Annotated in this window: 18 protein-coding genes; 1 reads left to right on the top strand and 17 read right to left on the bottom strand. The window is 37.1% G+C overall.

Features of this window, described 5'->3' with window-relative positions:
- Positions 1–11: 11 nt before the first annotated feature.
- The 5 genes from plsX to ACLBWW_RS00810 form a co-directional block, all read right to left on the bottom strand.
- On the bottom strand, positions 12–1,004 hold the full coding sequence (plsX, locus tag ACLBWW_RS00790) for a phosphate acyltransferase PlsX (protein WP_098047855.1): 993 nt from the start codon (positions 1,002–1,004) through the stop codon (positions 12–14).
- Positions 1,001–1,594, bottom strand: coding sequence for a transcription factor FapR (gene fapR, locus ACLBWW_RS00795; protein WP_048546022.1), 594 nt, complete (start codon positions 1,592–1,594; stop codon positions 1,001–1,003). Before fapR ends, plsX begins: the two co-directional genes overlap by 4 nt.
- An 88-nt stretch (positions 1,595–1,682) precedes the next feature.
- The gene (recG, locus tag ACLBWW_RS00800) at positions 1,683–3,731 is read right to left on the bottom strand and encodes an ATP-dependent DNA helicase RecG (protein WP_001006889.1); all 2,049 of its coding nucleotides are present in this window, start codon (positions 3,729–3,731) and stop codon (positions 1,683–1,685) included.
- 282 nt (positions 3,732–4,013) lie between these two features.
- Positions 4,014–5,690, bottom strand: a complete 1,677-nt coding sequence (locus tag ACLBWW_RS00805; RefSeq protein WP_000027123.1) for a DAK2 domain-containing protein — start codon at positions 5,688–5,690, stop codon at positions 4,014–4,016.
- A gap of 22 nt (positions 5,691–5,712) precedes the next feature.
- A complete protein-coding gene (locus tag ACLBWW_RS00810) occupies positions 5,713–6,075 on the bottom strand; it encodes an Asp23/Gls24 family envelope stress response protein (protein ID WP_000021109.1) in 363 nt (120 codons plus the stop codon).
- Between the two features lie 375 nt (positions 6,076–6,450).
- Between ACLBWW_RS00810 and rpmB the strand changes: the two genes are divergently transcribed.
- Complete coding sequence (gene rpmB, locus ACLBWW_RS00815; protein WP_000124776.1) at positions 6,451–6,639, top strand: 50S ribosomal protein L28; 189 nt, start codon at positions 6,451–6,453, stop codon at positions 6,637–6,639.
- Between the two features lie 73 nt (positions 6,640–6,712).
- On the opposite strand, the gene spoVM is transcribed toward rpmB, so the two are convergent.
- From spoVM to coaBC, 12 genes are all read right to left on the bottom strand, one after another.
- On the bottom strand, positions 6,713–6,793 hold the full coding sequence (spoVM, locus tag ACLBWW_RS00820; protein ID WP_001213599.1) for a stage V sporulation protein SpoVM: 81 nt from the start codon (positions 6,791–6,793) through the stop codon (positions 6,713–6,715).
- Positions 6,794–6,859: 66 nt separating this feature from the next.
- Positions 6,860–7,540 (bottom strand): thiamine diphosphokinase, encoded by a 681-nt coding sequence (locus ACLBWW_RS00825; protein ID WP_048546025.1) that lies wholly within the window; start codon positions 7,538–7,540, stop codon positions 6,860–6,862.
- A gap of 99 nt (positions 7,541–7,639) precedes the next feature.
- Positions 7,640–8,284 carry a ribulose-phosphate 3-epimerase gene (gene rpe / locus ACLBWW_RS00830; protein ID WP_000589963.1) on the bottom strand — a complete coding sequence of 215 codons (645 nt, stop codon included), beginning with the start codon at positions 8,282–8,284 and terminating at the stop codon, positions 7,640–7,642.
- A gap of 2 nt (positions 8,285–8,286) precedes the next feature.
- Entirely contained in the window at positions 8,287–9,168 is an 882-nt protein-coding gene (gene rsgA, locus ACLBWW_RS00835; RefSeq protein WP_001113945.1) for a ribosome small subunit-dependent GTPase A, read from the bottom strand.
- Between the two features lie 268 nt (positions 9,169–9,436).
- Complete coding sequence (prkC, locus tag ACLBWW_RS00840; RefSeq protein ID WP_048546028.1) at positions 9,437–11,410, bottom strand: serine/threonine protein kinase PrkC; 1,974 nt, start codon at positions 11,408–11,410, stop codon at positions 9,437–9,439.
- Positions 11,411–11,418: 8 nt separating this feature from the next.
- Entirely contained in the window at positions 11,419–12,171 is a 753-nt protein-coding gene (locus ACLBWW_RS00845) for a Stp1/IreP family PP2C-type Ser/Thr phosphatase (protein WP_000648694.1), read from the bottom strand.
- A 4-nt stretch (positions 12,172–12,175) separates the two neighbouring features.
- Positions 12,176–13,264: a 23S rRNA (adenine(2503)-C(2))-methyltransferase RlmN gene (gene rlmN / locus ACLBWW_RS00850; RefSeq protein ID WP_000450539.1), complete on the bottom strand. Its 1,089-nt coding sequence runs from the start codon at positions 13,262–13,264 to the stop codon at positions 12,176–12,178.
- A gap of 4 nt (positions 13,265–13,268) precedes the next feature.
- Positions 13,269–14,603 (bottom strand): 16S rRNA (cytosine(967)-C(5))-methyltransferase RsmB, encoded by a 1,335-nt coding sequence (rsmB, locus tag ACLBWW_RS00855; RefSeq protein ID WP_048546031.1) that lies wholly within the window; start codon positions 14,601–14,603, stop codon positions 13,269–13,271.
- The gene (fmt, locus tag ACLBWW_RS00860; RefSeq protein WP_098047857.1) at positions 14,600–15,544 is read right to left on the bottom strand and encodes a methionyl-tRNA formyltransferase; all 945 of its coding nucleotides are present in this window, start codon (positions 15,542–15,544) and stop codon (positions 14,600–14,602) included. Before fmt ends, rsmB begins: the two co-directional genes overlap by 4 nt.
- A 23-nt stretch (positions 15,545–15,567) precedes the next feature.
- Complete coding sequence (def, locus tag ACLBWW_RS00865; RefSeq protein ID WP_000279468.1) at positions 15,568–16,038, bottom strand: peptide deformylase; 471 nt, start codon at positions 16,036–16,038, stop codon at positions 15,568–15,570.
- 11 nt (positions 16,039–16,049) lie between these two features.
- Complete coding sequence (gene priA, locus ACLBWW_RS00870) at positions 16,050–18,455, bottom strand: primosomal protein N' (protein WP_048546037.1); 2,406 nt, start codon at positions 18,453–18,455, stop codon at positions 16,050–16,052.
- Positions 18,452–19,657, bottom strand: a complete 1,206-nt coding sequence (coaBC, locus tag ACLBWW_RS00875) for a bifunctional phosphopantothenoylcysteine decarboxylase/phosphopantothenate--cysteine ligase CoaBC (protein ID WP_048546039.1) — start codon at positions 19,655–19,657, stop codon at positions 18,452–18,454. Before coaBC ends, priA begins: the two co-directional genes overlap by 4 nt.
- Positions 19,658–19,709: the final 52 nt, after the last annotated feature.

A 19,709-nucleotide genomic window follows, 5' to 3' on the forward strand; every position in this document is an offset into this window, starting at 1 on the left:
AAATCCTCCTCTTATTGGAGTGGCTCTTTCTCCATTACGCTTGAAATAGTAGGAATAACTTCTTTCGCTACCATTTCTCTCGTTTGACGAATCGCACTAAATATTGATTGGTCATTGGAAGAACCGTGAGCCTTAATGACTGGAGCTTTCAATCCAAATAATGCCGCTCCTCCATACTCCGAATAATCCATTTTATCTTTTAATACCATAAGTTTTGGCTTTAATACCGCTGCTGCTAATTTGCTCGTAAACGAACTCATTAACTGCTCTTTTAACATAGAAAATAACGCAAGTGCTGTTCCTTCTAATGATTTTAGCGCTACATTCCCTGTAAAACCATCACATACAACAACATCTGCTACACCTTGCAATAAATCTCTTGATTCAACGTTCCCAACAAAATGAATTGGGGCATCCTTAAGCATTGCAAAGACTTGTTTTGAAAGCTCGTTCCCTTTGCCATCCTCTGTTCCAACGTTCAAAAGTCCAACACGAGGATTTTTAATTCCTCTTACTTTCTCAGCGTATACAGATCCCATTACTGCATATTGATATAAATGAATTGGTTTTGCATCAACGTTCGCTCCAACATCTAACATAACAAAACCTTCTCCATCAATCGTTGGCATTGTAGGGGATAAAGCTGGTCGCTCAATTCCTTCCATACGACCTACAACGAACAATCCAGCCGCCATTAAAGCTCCTGTACTACCAGCTGATATACAAGCATCCGCTACGCCGTCTTTCACTTGCTGCGCTGCTAGTACCATTGAGGCTTGTTTTTTTCGTCGAACCGCTCTTACTGGTTCATCTGTCGATTCGATTTTTTCATCTGTATGAAGTATAGTAATTCGTTCTTCACTCGTTAAGTATTGACGAATTTCCTCTTCTTTCCCTACTAACGTAATATGTAAATCAGAATATTCCTTAATAGCTTTCATTGCTCCTAATACGACAGCCTTTGGAGCATGATCGCCGCCCATTGCATCTATTGCGATTTTCATAAGTTGTTACCTTCCTCACTATAATTACTAGATCGATACATTTCAAAAGTGCCTGTAAAAACAAGTTCTTCTCCAACAAAGCTACGCACTTTGACAACGGTCCGTCCTTTATCATTCTCTACATCTTCAACGCGCGCTTTTGCAACAACACGCTCTCCTAATTTTACAGGACGAATGTATCGAATGGTAGACTTTGCAGTTAAAGCTAATTCTTCATCAATAACCGCAACAGCTAGTGAGTTTGCTTGTGCAAACAAATGATGCCCACGGGCAATCTGATTTCTTTTAAATACGTGTTCTACCTTCACTTCAAAGATAGAAATCGCATGTCTATCTAATTCTATATCGATAATTTCTCCGACAACCTCTTCTAACGGTAAAGATTTCACATCTTCTTCATGTTGCTTTGTAGCTACATGTTTAATTCTTTCTCTTAATTCAGGAATAGATAATTCCATACGGTCAAGACGTACGGTTTGTATACTCACTTGAAATTTTTCTGCTAAATCTTCATCCGTAATAAAAGGATTCGTTTCTATTGTTTGTTGTAATAATTGTTGTCTTTCTTTTTTACTTCTTCTTTTTTTCATACCGCACCATCCATTTTTATGACTAGGTACTAACAGTAGTATATAATCATTAAAAGTAGAATGCAACAAAAACTTTCGTTGCCTCCCTTTAATCGAGCTTCTCTCCTTGGAACACACCTGTCCCGTCAAGATAAGTACGCAGCGAAGCATACTGATCATTATGCCAAAACGCTTCTGATTCTACTAGTAACGCCGCATCTTGTCTAGCTGTTTCTAACGCTCGATAATCATGTACCATATCAGCAACCTTGAATTCTGGTAAACCACTTTGCTTACTTCCAAAGAAATCTCCAGGACCTCTTAACTCTAAATCTTTTTCTGACAATACAAATCCATCATTCGTTTCGGTCATAATACGCATTCGCTCTTTTCCCGTTTCCGATTTTGGATCCGCGATTAATAAACAATATGATTGTTCACTACCACGCCCAACACGTCCCCTGAGCTGATGGAGCTGCGATAAACCGAAACGCTCTGCATCATAAATAACCATTACAGTCGCATTCGGTACGTTCACACCTACTTCAACAACTGTTGTCGACACAAGAATTTGCACTTTATTTTCACTAAATTGTCCCATTATCTCTTCTTTTTCTTGAGATGAGAGTCTGCCATGCATTAATCCGACTTGACATTTCCCTTGATAATGATGAGTCAGCATACTATGTAAGTCAATCGCATTTTGTACATCAAGTTTCTCAGATTCTTCAATAAGGGGACAAATAACATATGCTTGTCTTCCTTTTTTTATCTCCTTCTCCACAAAACCGAGAACTCGATCTAACATATCATGTTTTGCCCAGTATGTTTCAATTACCTTTCTACCAGCTGGCATCTCATCGATTATAGAAACATCCATCTCTCCAAATGCAGTAATTGCTAACGTACGCGGAATTGGCGTCGCCGTCATAAATAAAACATCCGGACTTTCACCTTTCTCCCTTAAAACTCGTCGCTGCGCTACACCAAATCGATGTTGTTCATCAGTAATAACGAGACCTAACCTATGAAAGATAACTTCATCTTGAATTAAAGCATGTGTTCCAACAAGGATATCTATTTCTCCTTGTTCTAATTTTGCCAAAATCTCTCGACGCCTTACACCTTTAACAGAACTGGTTAACAATTCAACATTCATACCAAAGTGCGAGAACGTCTCTGCAAGCGATTGATAATGTTGCTCTGCTAAAATTTCTGTAGGAACCATTAAAGCACCTTGATAATGTGCTAACTTCGCTGCATAAAGGCCAATCGCTGCAACGACTGTTTTCCCAGAACCTACATCACCTTGCAACAGACGATTCATCCGATAAGGAGATGTCATATCTTTCATAATTTCATCTACTACCCGACGCTGTGCACCAGTTAATGGAAACGGAAGTGCATCAATAAACTCTTGTAATTCTGCTGAAGGAATTTCTTTTTTCGTCCCTTTCGAATTTTCCCTCTCCATTTTCCGTAATGTTTGCATTTTTAGCTGGAATAAGAAAAACTCCTCATATACAAAACGGCGACGTGCTTGTTTTAAATCTTCCTGTCCTGCTGGAAAATGCAACGCCCGAAGCGCTTCATAACGCGGCAATAATTTATATCGACTTAGCAATCCATCAGGTAACACTTCAACTATAGATTCTCCATACTCCTTGAACGCTTGGGCAATAAAACGGCGCATCTGTTTTACTGTAAGTTTCCCTTTCACTGAGTATACAGGCTCTACTTCTTGTTGACGTACAACTGGTCCAAAATGAAGCTCTGATACCGCAATCGTTTGACGGTGCTGATCCCATTTACCAGTAATCGTTACTGTTTCATTTAAATTTAACTTCTGCTTATAGTACGGCCTATTAAAGCATACAGCTGTAATTAAATAACGACCGACGAGGACACGAACCGTAAGACGAGACTTCTTCTTCCCATAATATTGCAGTAAAGGAGCACTATGAACCTTTCCCTCAACTGTTACACGTTCATCATGCTTTACTTCAGCAAGATCTTTCATCGCATAATCTTCATAACGGTACGGAAAATGTTCTAATAGATGAGAAACTGTATAAATCCCCATCTCGTGTAGTAATTCAGATGTTTCTCCTCCGATTCCCTTTACATCCGTAACAGGAACTTGTACAACTTCATTCAAGATTCTCACGCTCCGTCACATTATTTTCTTTGATTCATTCATACTATTGACATCTGTAATCGCTCTCTTTCACCCTATATATTCTATCATAGGCATTCTTAGAGAAACTACTCAAATCCTCATAAACAATACGAAAGAAAAGAGCCTCACTATTAGCAGCAAGGCTCTTTTTTATCTTCAATATGCTAGCCTTTTGAATAAAAACTAGTAATAAACTTCATATTACTACTTCTTATCCATTAGCAAGTAAGTAATCCATTTATTTTCAAAACGAATTTTTTCTTATTCTACAGAGAAGATGAACGAATACACCGGTTGGTTTCCAGCATGTACTTCTACTTCTGCATCTTCAAAATTCTCTTCTACAAATGCAACTAACTCAGCTACTTCTTCATCAGTTGCATCTTCACCTTGTAGAATCGTTACAATTTCAGAATCTTCATCAATAAGTGCTTCTAGTAATTGCTTTGCAGCTCCTACTTTTGCAGCATTTGTTGATACAATTTTTCCATCTGCAATACACATGAAATCATCTTTTTGAATCGCTACACCATCAATTTCCGTATCACGTACAGCATACGTAATTTGACCGGTTTTCACATGAGATAAAGCTTCTTTCATGTTTTCTTCGTTCTCTTCTAACGTTCCAACTGGATTAAAAGCTAACATTGCAGCCATACCTTGAGGAACTGTTTTTGAACGAATTACAATCACTTCTTGATCCACAACTGACGCTGCTTGTTCTGCTGCCATCACGATATTTCCGTTGTTCGGTAAAATAATGATTTTTTCAGCATTCGCTTCTTCAATCGCCTTCACAATATCCTCCGTACTTGGATTCATTGTTTGGCCACCTTCGATAACTTTCGTCGCGCCAATGCTCTCAAATAAAGTTTTGATACCAGATCCCATAGCAACAGTTACGATACCGTACGGTTGTTTCTCTTTAGACTGGCTAGTTGGCTCAGGCATCATAGTAGGCTCATCTAATAAAGCAGTATGCTGTTCACGCATATTTTCTACTTTAATCTTAATTAAACTACCATAGCGTTGTCCATAATTCATAGGATCTCCAGGATGTTCCGCATGAATATGAACCTTAACAACCTCATCATCTGATACAACAAGTAGTGAATCTCCGTACACACTAATATCTTCACGGAATTTTTGTTCAGAGAAATTATGTTCTTTCATTTTTTCAGGCTCTAATTTCACCATGAATTCCGTACAATATCCATACTTAATATCTTCTGTACTCAATTGGCTTTGTACACTACGGTGATGTTCTGCGCGTACCATGTCATTCATAGATGGTTGGGCAGACACATTAGAAGAAATGGTTTCTCCTTTTAAGTCAGCTAAAAATCCTTCGTATACAACAACAAGACCTTTACCACCGCTATCTACAACGCCAACTTGTTTTAATACAGGTAATAAATCCGGCGTACGATTTAACGATGCATTCGCTTCTTTCACAACGTCTTCCATAAACAAAACAAAGTCGCGCTGTTTTTTCGCAACTGTCACTGCATATTTACCCGTTTCTCTTGCAACCGTTAAAATCGTTCCTTCAATCGGTTTCATAACCGCTTTGTAAGCCGCTTCTACCCCAGCATCTAAAGCTGCAGCAAAATCAACTGTTGTTAATTCTTCTTTTTGTTCAATGGATTTAGAGAAACCACGGAACAACTGAGATAAAATAACTCCAGAGTTACCACGTGCTCCCATTAATAATCCTTTGGCTAAACTTACGCCGACTTTACCAGCATGCTGTGAAGGATTTGCTTTCACTTCACGTGCGCCTGAAGTCATTGATAAGTTCATGTTTGTACCGGTATCGCCATCTGGAACCGGAAATACGTTTAATGCATCAACAAGCTGAACATTATTTGTTAAATTATTCGCTCCTTGCATGATCATTTGTGATAAACGTTTCCCATCAATTTTTTGAATTGACACAGATTTTCCTCCTTAATGCACATTACAAGTTTATTACTTTAACTCCTTGTACGTAGATGTTTACAGAATCTACTGCTAGTCCTACAGTTTGATCTAATGTATATTTCACTTTCGTCTGCACGTTATGTGCTACTTCTGAAATTTTCGTACCATAGCTCACAATAATATACATATCAATATGTACTTCATCTTCATCTTTACGAACAATAACACCTCTAGTGAAGTTTTCTTTTCGTAAAATGTCTGTTAAACCATCTTTTAACTGATTTTTTGATGCCATACCTACGATACCGTAGCAATCTACTGCGGCACCTCCAGCAATTGTTGCAATTACATCTGTACTAATATCAATTTGACCATACTTCGTTTTAATTTCAATTGACATCTCGTTTCCCCCTTCATAAATGGTGAAAGTGAGCTAGACTACTTTAGTTACTATCATATAATCTTTTTAAAGAAAATTCCATCGTTCTTTCTTTTCACTCTCATATTTTATGTTTTAAATCACATTTTTTATGATGAGCAAAATAGTCCATTGTTATTATACAACATGTACCACTATAATATGTCAAGCAATTTTTCTTGATTTCAACTTTTCATCATCGACATATGGTGTCAAGTAATTTTTCTTGATTTCTTTTTTCTACGGTGTTGCATTCTCTTTTTAGTTGTGTTAAATTATAGTAGTGTTTTTAGCATCGCAAAAAAGACTAACATTGAAAAATTACGTATGGTAAGGTATCAAGGGAGGGAAATATAAATGGCTCGTGTTTGTGCTATCACTGGAAGAAAAGCTCGTTCTGGTAACTCTCGTTCTCACGCAATGAACGCTACAAAACGTAAATGGGGCGCTAACCTTCAAAAAGTTCGCGTACGCATCGACGGAAAAGTTCAACGTGTTTACGTTTCTGCTAGAGCATTAAAATCTGGCAAAATCGAACGTGTTTAATAATAAAAAAAAGAGCCGCTAGGCTCTTTTTTTACTATGACAATGGAAAAAGCACCGGTAATAGGTGCTTTTTTTAATCTTTTTTGAAGGTATTTAACATGGCACGAACAATTCCACCAAGAAATTTAGGTAACTTAATTGTATAAAATCTCATGGTTTCCCTCCTAATCCCCATTACTCCACTTGTTCACTATATGATGTAAGGAGCAAAATTGTTTCTTTAATCAGTGCTTCTTATCACCATTAATATGCCAGAAGTAAATGAAAAAGTACCTTTTTCCTCAACGAGTTCATTACTAATACAAAGTGTTGATCCCCATTCTATTGTTTTATTAGTTAGAGGATACTTAAAACCAAGTAATGTAATCCCTTCTACTATTTCAGTAACCGGCACAAAAGATACATAAGGGAAATTTTTATTTTCTTCAATTATATGTGTACCCACTTTTTTTACGCTTATTTCATTTTTATTGTCTACAATACACATTTCTACCCCTACTTCTAACCCTCTTAAAAGCATCTGTATATTTGCTAAACCGTGATCCAGCCTTCCACCGGTGGCACCAAAAATACGAATCAATGTCGGATTTTGTTCTAACGCCCAATTAATCGCAATTTCTAAATCTGTTTGATCTTTTTCACGAGGAACAATATGTAAGTCATTTGTTTGCTGGCCCATCCATACTAATTCCTCTTCAGTAACTGAATCGTAATCTCCAAATGCAACAGCTGGAGTAATCCCTCCTTTTAATAGACGATATACTCCTCTATCAACTGCCGCCCACACTACTTTCTCATTTTCATATCGAGAAAAATCTGCACAATATTCCGCAGGTCCACCCGCTAAAATATGAATAATCATGTTTCCTTCCCCTTCTATTGTAAAAAGGCAATCTGCCATTCGGTAGATTGCCTTTTTACATATTTTTTCTCTATCCTTTATAAATAGTGAAAACTTACTACACTAGCAGTTTCACTAGGATAAAGACTCGTTCATTCATTATCCACGAATGACACGAATTGCTTCACCACGGTCTTTTTGATTGTATACTGCTGATCCAGCTACAAGTACATTTGCTCCTGCTTCAACACAAAGTCGTGCTGTTTCAGTGTTTACACCACCATCAACTTCAATTTCTACTTCTAGATTACGCTCTTTAACCATTTCTGCCACTTGTTTAATTTTCGGTAATACAGAATGGATAAATTTCTGTCCACCAAATCCAGGGTTTACTGTCATAAGCAATACCATATCGATATCTTCTAATACATGCTCAATCGTCGAAACTGGCGTATGCGGATTTAATACAACTCCCGCTTTAATGCCATGAGACTTAATTAGCTGAATTGTACGATGCAAATGAGGGCACGCCTCTACATGAACAGTAATAATATCTGCTCCCGCTTTTGCGAAAGTCGGGATATAGTTATCAGGATTTTCAATCATTAAATGTACATCTAATGGTAAAGATGTAATTGGACGGATAGCTTCTACAATTAATGGTCCAATCGTAATATTTGGTACGAAATGTCCATCCATTACATCGACGTGAATGTAATCCGCTCCACCTTTTTCTACATCTTTAATCTCTTCCCCTAATTTTGAAAAATCTGCTGATAAGATCGATGGTGCAATTTTAATCATAACTAATACCTCGGCTTTCTCTCTCTAATTTCTTCTACGAATTGTTTGTAATTTTTATAACGATATTCTGTAATCTTCCCTTCTTCAACTGCTGTCTTCACAGCACATTTCGGTTCAGAAAGATGTGTACACCCTCTAAATTTACAGTATTGGCTCGCTTCTTTCAACTCTGGAAAACAATATGTAAGATCTTCTACCTCTATATCTATGAAATCCAGTGAACTAAAACCAGGTGTATCTGCAACTAGTCCGCTTCCAACCGCAATTAATTCCACGTGTCTTGTCGTATGTTTCCCGCGTCCTAAATGCGAGGAAATATCATTCGTTTTCAATTCTAACTCTGGACGTAAAACGTTAAGCATAGAAGATTTCCCAACACCAGATTGCCCTGCAACGACAGAAATACAACCTTCTAAGAATGGTTTTAAAATATCAATACTTTCCGATGTATTTATAGAAGTAAATAATACATCATATCCCATTTCACGATAGTCATTTGCATAAGATTCAACAGTCTCTCTCATTTTTTCATCCACTAAATCCATCTTACTAATGCAAATAATCGGCTTAATGTTATGATATTCAATCAGCACTAAAAATCGATCTAATAGTCCCGGATTAAAATCTGGTTCTACTGCAGAGAAAACGAGAATTGCTTGATCAACATTAGCAATAGGAGGCCTAACAAGTTCATTTTTCCGATCAAATACTTCAAGCACATATCCTTCAGTTGGATTATCTGCTTGAAAGACAACTTGGTCTCCTACCAGTGGCGTAATTTTATTTTTTCTGAAAACACCACGCCCACGGCATTGTGTAATCCCTTCTTCATGCTGCACATAATAAAATCCACTTAGAGCTTTTACAATTTTTCCTTCTGGCATATAATTCTCCTTTATTTTGTATAAAGTGAAGCTGTCATTAATATTAAATGGTTTAAAATTCTTTAAATACTTATTTCAAAACCCGTCATATATACAAGTTAATATATTTAATCTACCATCAAATTTAAAATATTATTTATAACAGTATCACTTTTATAGCTTTTTGAATCATATATTTTTGCCTGTTATACAGTCCACTATATGTAGACAGCATAACAGGCAAGAGTAATACATTCCATCCCCTCTAGAAAGAAAACGGAAGTCATTATTATTGAGTTGGGTATGGTACTTCTTTGTCGATAATCGTTACACCATCTCGTACAATTTTATAGTGTCCTTTTGTACCTTCTTGAATTACAAATTCTAAAGAAATAGTTGCCGACTCTGAAATTGTTCTAGTTTCAATTGGTCTATCCATTTTTTGTTGCATATCTTCTTTATAAATTTCTATTGTTTGCGGTTTTTTCTCACCAATTATAGAAGACTCATACGGAATAGAAATATTATCCACTTTCACTGTTTTCGTTATTTTCGGCTTAGGCCCCTCTGAGATGATAATCGTCACTTTATCTCCTTCTTTTAACGGCGTTCCTGGTTTTGGAGATTGCGAAATTACAAGTCCTTTATCAACAGTATCGGAATACTCTCGTTTTATATCTGGGGTTAGTTTTCTCTCATTCAAATAACCATTTACGCTATTTTCAGTCCATCCTGAAAAATCACCTGGTCTAATTTGATAAGGACCTTTACTTACCCAAATTTTCAGTTCTTGTTCCGCCTCTACTACCATTTGATCAGGCGTCGGAATTTGCTCTACGATTTCACCTTTTGGCCTATCATTTTCAATATAATTTATTGTAACTTGCTTATATTTTTCTTCTAATTCATTCCTTATACTCTCAAAATCTTTTCCTGTGAGATCACTCATCTTACTTTTCTTTTTTCCACCTGATTGATAGATAGTAATTTTAGAGTTTTCTTTCACGACTCTACCTGCCACAGGGTCTGTTTTTATCACATCACCGGTTTCAACATCATCTGTATATACAATATTAGGTTCCGTAACCTCAAAACCCTTTTCAACTAATGTATTTACTGCTGTCGTATACTTCATACCAGCCACATCAGGGACTTTTACATCTTTTGGAATAAAGAATCCCGGAATAACAGTAAGCGCTAACGTTATTCCAATTGCTAAAAGTAAAAATGTCGTAATTAAAACTTTGATCCATTTATTACTTCGTTTTTTCTTCTTATATAATTCCGTTTCTTCTTTTCTTTTCTGTTCATCCACTTTACTTCCTTTTAAAACAATTGTTTCATCAGTTACATTTTCGAATAATTGTTCTTGTTGAATAATCGGAATCGCTTTTGTCGCTTCCATATCTTCCGGTATGTAAAATGGCTGCTCATTTATCCTCTCTGGATATAGCGCAGTTTCAATATCTCGTTTCATCGCATTGGCAGATTGATATCGGTGAAACGGATCTTTCGCAGTTGCCTTTAATATAATATTTTCAACACTTTGCGGAATATTTTCATTCCATCTCTTTGGAGACGGAATTTCACTTTGTAAATGTTTTAAAGCTATAGCAACAGCAGATTCGCCAGAAAACGGTTGTCTTCCTGTTAACAACTCAAACATAACGATTCCTAGGGAATAAATATCTGATTGTTTATTTGCTATCCCGCCGCGTGCTTGTTCTGGTGATAAGTAATGTACCGAACCGAGTACCGAATTTGTATGTGTAATTGTTGTTGCACTTGTAGCTGTCGCAATTCCAAAATCTGTTACTTTTATTACTCCATCAGCTCGAATTAAAATATTGTGCGGTTTAATATCACGGTGCACAATTTCAAAATGATGGGCATGTGCCATGGCGGATGTTAACTGCTCCATAATATCAAGAGCTTCTCCTATAGGTAACATCCCTCGCTCAATTATGTATTGCTTCAATGTTTGTCCTGGTACATACTCCATTACAAGATAATATATACCATCTTCTTCTCCGACATCATACATATTCACAATATTTGGATGCGACAACGTTGTAACAGACTGCGCTTCTCGATGGAAACGTTTAATAAACTCTTCATTATTTGAATAGTCGAGTCTTAATATTTTTACCGCTACATCTCGGCCAAGTATATCATCATGAGCTAAATACACATTGGCCATTCCACCACCACCAATCATTTTCAGCAGCTTATAACGGTCATTTAAGCGTTTTCCAATCAGCACGTTGCACTTCACCTACTTTCGTTTGTCGAACCCGCATAATCAATAAGAACAAGGGTGATATTATCTTCCCCGCCACGATCATTCGCCAATTGAATGAGACGTTGTCCCTTAGTTTCAAGCTGTTCATTTAACTGTAAAATTTGTTGCATATCAGCAATAGAAACTTTGTTAGATAACCCATCCGAGCAAAGAAGTAACTGATCATCTTCCTCAAGCACCAATGTTTTAACATCTAATCCGACTTTTTCTTCTGTTCCTAACGCCCTTAACAAAACATTCTTTTTCGGGTGATATTCTGCGTCTTCTTTTGAAATTTCACCATGTCTTACAAGTTCATTTACAAGTGAGTGATCTTCCGTTACAAGCGATATTTCTCCCTCTGATACCATATAACAACGACTATCTCCTATATGACCTATTGTCACAAAGTTTGGCGTACAAATCGCTATTATAAGTGTTGTTCCCATGCCATTACATTCTACATGTTGCTTAGAGTACTCATATATACGCTCATTAATAATCCCAACACTCGTATGTAACCACTCTTCTACTTTTTTTGGTTCATTCATATTATGCGTTTGCTTCCAATAATCATGAAATAATTGAATGGTCATCGAGCTAGCTACATCACCAGCTCGATGACCTCCCATTCCATCTGCTACTACCGCTAAAATATTTCCATCTAAATTGTGAAAAACTCCCGCACTATCTTCATTATGTTGACGAACTTTTCCTTTATCTGATAGAAACACGGCTTTCATCTCGTCACCTCGTCTCTTCTTTACGCTCCTTCGCACGTAACTGACCGCAGGCTGCATCAATATCATGACCTTGTTCACGGCGAATTGTTACATTCACTCCACGATCTTTTAACGTTTTTTCAAATAAGAAAATTTGTTCACGTGGCGTACGTACATAATCACGTTCAGGTACGTAGTTTACCGGAATTAAGTTTACATGACATTTTACACCTTTTAAAAGCGCAGCAAGTTCTTCAGCTTGCTCAACTTGGTCATTTTCTCCTCCAAATAAGCCATATTCAAACGTAATACGACGCCCTGTTCTATTTACATAGTATTTAACAGCTTCCATTAAGTCTGGTAGCTTATAAGCACGGTTAATCGGCATTAATTTTGAACGTAACTCTGTATTTGCAGAATGCAATGAAATCGCAAAATTAATTTGCATATCTTCTTCAGCGAACTTATAAATTTTTGGAACAATTCCACTTGTTGAAACTGTCATATGCCTTGCACCAATATGAATTCCTTTTTCATGGTTTACAATGCGTAAGAATGACATTAAATTGTCGTAATTATCAAACGGCTCTCCAATTCCCATAACAACAAGCGAACTTACACGTTCTTCTGTTTCATCAAGTGCACGTTGCACTTCTACTACTTGCGCTACAATCTCTCCAGCCTCTAAGTTTCGTTTTAACCCACCAAGTGTAGATGCACAGAACGTACAACCAATACGGCATCCAACCTGTGTTGTTACACAAATAGAATTTCCATATTCGTGTCGCATTAACACTGTTTCAATAGAATAACCATCATATAATTGGAATAAAAATTTAATTGTTCCATCAGAAGATGTTTGTTTTACTAATGTATTTAAAGTAGTAATATCAAAGGAATTCGACAATTTATCGCGTAATCCTTTAGAAAGATTCGACATGTCGTCATAATTTTTTACACGTTTTTTATATAGCCAATCAAAGATTTGTCCTGCACGGAATTTAGGTTCTCCTTGTTCCTTTAACCAATCTTGCATTTCATGAAGTTGTAAAGAATAAATTGATGGTTTCTTCGTTTCTAGATTTTTCTTTTGTTTTCTCACAGTCGTTTCCACGATGCTACACCTTCTTCCTTAAACAAGCAATATAAAAGCCATCTGTTGCAAAATAATGCGGTAAAATTCGCACTTGACCTTCATCAATATACGGATTTAACTTTTCTGGCATGCGATCTTTTATCGTAGTATCCCATTCAAATTCAGGATGCTTTTGTAAAAATTGCTTTATTACTTGTTCATTTTCTATTTTTTCTATTGTGCACGTACTATAAACAAGGCGACCACCTTGTTTTAATAACGGTGCTATTTTTTCTAGTATTGCAAGTTGAATCGTCGATAATCTTTCACTATCGCCTTTATTTTTACCTAACTTAATATCAGGTTTACGTCTAATAACACCAAATCCAGAACATGGTGCATCTACTAATATTTTATCAAATGTTTCATTCGCAAAGTGTTCTTGCACTTTTCTAGCATCTAGTGCTTTTGTTTCGACATTTTCTAGACCAAGTCTCTCCGCTTGTTGTTTAATTAAACGTACTTTGTGTGCATGTAAATCAAGAGACATAACTTGACCTGTTCCTTTTAATCGCTCTGCAATGTGCGTTGTCTTTCCGCCCGGAGCAGCACAACTATCAAGAACTTCATCTCCCTCATTCGGTTCTAAAGCGCGTGCTACAAGCATAGAACTTTCATCTTGAATAGAAAGAAAACCTTTTTTGAACGCATCTGTATGCGCTACATTCCCTCTTTCAATTTGAATTGCATCCTCTGATAAATCGCCGCGCTTCGCTTCTATACCTTCACCAGCCAACAACTCTATTGCTTCTTCTACTGTTATTTTATCAACATTTACACGCGCTGTTGGTACCGGGGGTAACATGTTCACTTCACACATTTTCTCTGCTGTCTCTAAACCATATTCAGAAGCCCAGTCTTGCACAAGCCACATTGGATGACTTGTTGCAATTGCCAAACGTTCTATTGGATCCTTGATTTCATCTACAGAAGGTACCCCTTCTCTCTGAATCGAACGTAATACCCCGTTTACCATACCAGCAATCCCTTTATGCCCGCGACGCTTTGCAATTTCAACTGCTTCATGAATAGCCGCTCTTTCTGGCACTCGGTCTAAATAAATCATTTGATATAAAGATAAGCGAAGTAATACTCTTACCCACGCCTCAACCTTCTTTTTTAAAAAAGGCTGTAAATAATAATCTAATGTGTCACGACGTTGAATCGTTCCATATACAATTTCAGTTAACAAACCAATATCTTTTCTATCAATTGCATTTTTTTCAATTAGATTATTTAGAAGTAAGTTACTGTATGCACCACTTTTTTCTACTTGAATTAAGCCATCAAGAGCTAACTCACGAACATTTTGTCTCATGCATTTTCTCCTAACTTCGTTCCAATTTCAGGTTTTGTGCCACGTAAAAATTGCGAACAACTCATACGTTTTTTACCAGAAGGTTGCAATTCAGTGATTTTAACCCCTGTCTCATTCCCTGTTGCAACAACAAATCCATCTTCTTCAAGAGCTACTATTGTACCTGGTTCAGCTTTCTCTGTAATAGAGACCTTCTCTCCCCACCATACTTTAATAACTTGTCCTACCAAAGTCGTATAAGCGACTGGCCATGGATTCAATCCGCGAATGTGATTGTATACTTCTTCACCTGTTTTTGTCCAATCAATTTTCTCTTGCTCACGTTTTATATTATATGCAAACGTTACTTCTTCTTCGTTTTGTTTAATTGGTTCTAACTTACCTTGAATTAATAAAGGTACTGTTTTAGATAGAAGGTGTGCCCCTGCTTCACTTAACTTATCGAATAAAGAGCCTGTCGTTTCACGCTCTTCAATCTCGACTTCTACTTGCGTTAAGATATCACCAGCATCCAATTTCTCTACCATATACATAATTGTAATACCCGTTTTTTCTTTACCTTCCATAATTGCATAATGAATTGGTGCACCACCACGAAGTTCAGGTAGTAAAGACGCGTGGACGTTAATACATCCATACTTCGGTGCTTCTAAAATTTCATTTGGTACAATCTGACCGAAAGCAGCTGTTACAATTAAATCTGGCTCTAATGCCAAGACTTGTTCATATTCGTCTTTTTCACGAATTCTTAACGGTTGTAACACCGGAATACCATGTTTTTCTGCTTCAACTTTAACAGGTGTAGGTGTTAATACTTTTTTTCTACCTACCGGACGATCAGGCTGCGTCACAACACCTATTACATCATAGCCATCTTCGATAAGACGACGAAGCACCGGCACTGAAAAGTCCGGTGTTCCCATAAATACTACTTTTATCATTCAAAAACCGCTCCTTTTGATACCTATTCTAATTCGTTTTCCTCATAATATCTTGTCACTTTCGATGTAAATAACACACCGTGTAAATGATCGATTTCATGTTGAATTGCACGTGCTAAAAATCCTTCTGCTTCTAGTAAAAATACTTTACCTCGGCGATTTTGAGCACGTACTTTAATATAATCCGCACGTTCCACTTCACCATAAAGTCCCGGGAAGCTTAGACAGCCTTCGGGACCTACTTGTTCACCACGTTTTTCTAGTATCGATGGATTGATTAACTCGATTTTCCCCGTATCATCACCGATATCAACTACCGCAACTTGCAAGCTTACACCTACTTGAGGCGCAGCTAAACCGACTCCGTCCGCAATTAACATTGTTTCATGCATATCTTTCAACAATTTCACTAACTTTTTATCAAAGTTAATCACTCTTTCGCATGGTGTTTCTAACACTTCATTTGGATGCTTTACTATTTCTAAAACTGCCATATTTCCCTCCGCTACATTAACATTGTTGGATTAAAATCAATTGAGATTTGTAGCTCTTTTTGCATTTCTGCTTGATAATGTTCATTTACCATTTTGAGCACGTTCTTTAAGTTTGGTTCCCGTTTGTATTTTATCATGCATTGATAACGATATCTATCTTTTATCCTTGGAATTGCTGAAGCAACCGGTCCTAACACCATCGTTTGCTCTGTGCAGTGCGCCCGTAAATGACCGACAATTTTTTCCGTCACTTGCACTGCCTTTAATAATTCTGGATGAGATACTGTTACAAGTACAACATAGTAATAAGGTGGATATTGTCTTGTTCGTCTCATTTGCATTTCTTGGTCAAAAAACACATCATATTGTTGGTTCTTTGCTAACTCTATACTATAATGTTCTGGCGTATACGTTTGAATTATAACTTCCCCTGGCAATTCATGTCTGCCTGCTCGTCCACTTACTTGCGTCAATAACTGATACGTCTTTTCACTCGCTCGAAAATCAGGCAAGTGAAGCATCGTATCTGCAGTTAAAACCCCGACAAGCGTTACTTTAGGAAAATCTAATCCTTTCGCAATCATTTGTGTTCCAAGTAGTATATCTGCTTTTTCTTCCCCGAACGCCTTTAATAATTTTTCATGCATTCCTTTGCGACTTGTCGTATCTACATCCATTCGAATAACTCGTGCCTCTGGAAATAGTTTTGTAATTTCTTCTTCTACCTTTTGTGTACCTGTACCAAAGAAACGAATATATGTACTTTGACAAGCAGGACACGCAGTCGGCATATTCTCTTCGTGACTGCAGTAATGACATTTTAAACGATGGTTCATTTTATGATATGTCAGCGAGATATCACAATGCGGACATTGTACAACATACCCACAATCACGGCACATAACAAATGTAGAATGACCTCTTCTATTTAAAAAGAGTACCATCTGTTCTTTCTTTTCTAATCGATCTGCTATTTTTTCATGTAATGCCTTCGAAAACATGGAACGATTCCCGTCACGAAGTTCCTCACGCATATCAACAATCTCTACTGTTGGTAACGCTTGTTTATTCATACGTTTTTCCATCGTTAGTAATTCATACACACCTTTTTTCGCTCTTGCAAACGATTCAAGTGTCGGTGTTGCACTACCAAGAACGATAGGACATTTATGATATTGCCCTCTCCAGACAGCTACATCCCTTGCATGATACCTCGGATTATCTTCTTGCTTATAGCTCGATTCATGCTCCTCATCAATAATAATAATCCCTAAATTTTCAAAAGGAGCAAATACAGCTGAACGTGCACCAACTACAACTTTCACTTCTTTTCTTAAAATCTTACGCCATTCATCATATTTTTCTCCAACAGACAGCGCACTATGAAGAACCGCAACTTGCGAGCCAAATCTGCCTTTAAAACGATCTACCATTTGAGGCGTTAGTGCAATTTCAGGAACAAGTACAATAGCTTCTTTCCCTTTCGCGAGCACCGCTGCTATAGATTGTAAATATACTTCTGTTTTTCCGCTTCCTGTAACACCATATAGTAAAAATGGATTGTAAGTTTCATTTGTAATTGATGATAAAATCGGTGCAATAACTTGCTTTTGTTCCTCCGTAAGTGGGAATGGTTTCGTTTGTTCAAAATCATCATCGTCATACGGATTTCGGTACACTTCCACATACTTTTCTGAAATTAGCCCCTTTTTAACAAGTGCTTTAATCGGAGCGTCTGTTATTTGCAACTCTTCTGTTATCACTTTCAACGGCACACTTTTATAATTTTCCACAAAATAATAGAGTACATCTTGTTGTTTTTTACTTTTCAGTTCAAATGCTGCTAATTCCAATTTATCTTCTGGCAACTCCGGTTGAACGACTCTTTGTTTCTTCTTTTGCACTTTATCTTTTACCTGATAAACAACTTCAATCGTGCCATTTTTAATTTCTTGTTGAATCGTGCGGTATAGATGCGGCTGCGTCTCAATAGCTTCCCAATCTATCGCTTCTTTTTCCTGAAATAAAAACAGTAGTTCAGGTGCTACTTCTTCTTGTTTACGAAGTTGTAGACGCTTTTTATACGTAGCTTTTATCGCCGTTGGAAGCATGACTTGAAAGGCTGAAATCATATAACATAACGTTTCGCTTGTAAGCCAATATCCAAGCTTTAATAATTCCTCGTTTAAAACTGGTGTTACATCTAATATTTCATGGATTGTCTTTAGCTTCTTACTTTCTACTTCAGCCGAATCTTTAATCCCAATAATAAAGCCTTGCAATTTCCTTGGGCCAAATGGAACTACTACACGCATGCCTATCTGGACAATATCTTCCCACTTTTTAGGGATAATATAATCAAATGGTCGATCTGTCTGACGTGCAGGTACATCAACAATTACACTTGCAAATTTCATAGACGATCATCTTCTAACATCATTTCAATTTGCTTTAATATTTCACGAGCAACCTCTTTCTTCGTTAAAAGTGGTAACTCGATAACTTCTCCATCTTTTCTATACATTGTTACAATGTTTGTATCTGTACCAAATCCAGCTCCTTGTGCCTTTACATCGTTCGCAACAATCATATTCGCATTTTTCTCACGTAATTTTTTTGTTGCGTATTCTTCTACCTTTGTCGTTTCAGCCGCAAAACCGATAAGTAACTGTTGATCCTTCATCTCACCTAACGTTTTTAAAATATCTACTGTTCTCTCGAGTTCGATTACAGCATCTCCATTTTTCTTTTTCATTTTATTATCATGAACATATTTCGGGCGATAATCTGCAACTGCTGCTGTTTTAATGACAACATCTACGTTTTTATACTGTTGCAGAACTACTTCTAACATATCTTGTGCAGATTCCACTTGTACCGTATTTACATGTAATGGTGGGTTTAATGCTGTCGGTCCCGAAACAAGTATGACATCAGCACCTAAGTTCGCTGCCACTTCCGCAATTGCATATCCCATTTTCCCAGAAGAAAAATTGGTCATAAAACGCACTGGATCAATCTTTTCACGAGTTGGGCCAGCAGTTATTAATATTTTTTTTCCTTGCAACGGTTTTTGTTCGGAAAAAGCCTCTTCTAACCGTGCAATAATTGCTTCCGGTTCTTCTAGTCTTCCCTTCGCAACATAACCACACGCTAAAAAACCTTCTCCAGGCTCAATAAATGTATATCCTAACGTTTTCAACGTCATCATATTTTTTTGTACAATTTTGTTTTCATACATATGCACATTCATAGCAGGTGCAATCCACACTGGGGCTGTAGTAGCTAACAAAGTAGTTGTAATCATATCGTCTGCAATACCACCAGCTAACTTCCCAATACAATTGGCAGTAGCAGGCGCAACAAGTACTACATCTGCCCAATCTGCTAAATCGATATGTGCAATAACAGCCGAGTCCTTCTCATCGAATGTATCTGTATATACGTCATGGCGAGAAAGTGCTTGAAATGTAAGAGGCGTAACAAACTTCATTGCCGACTCACTCATCATTACTTTTACAATAGCACCAGCTTGTGTCAATTTACTAGTTAACGCAGCCGCTTTAAAGACCGCAATGCCTCCTGTTACACATAGAAGTATCTTTTTCCCTTTTAGCATATGGCTCGTCCTCTTTCTTTTTCAAACTTATAATACTGAAACAGAATTCCCA

Source organism: Bacillus sp. M5A3_1b (genome assembly GCF_053345335.1).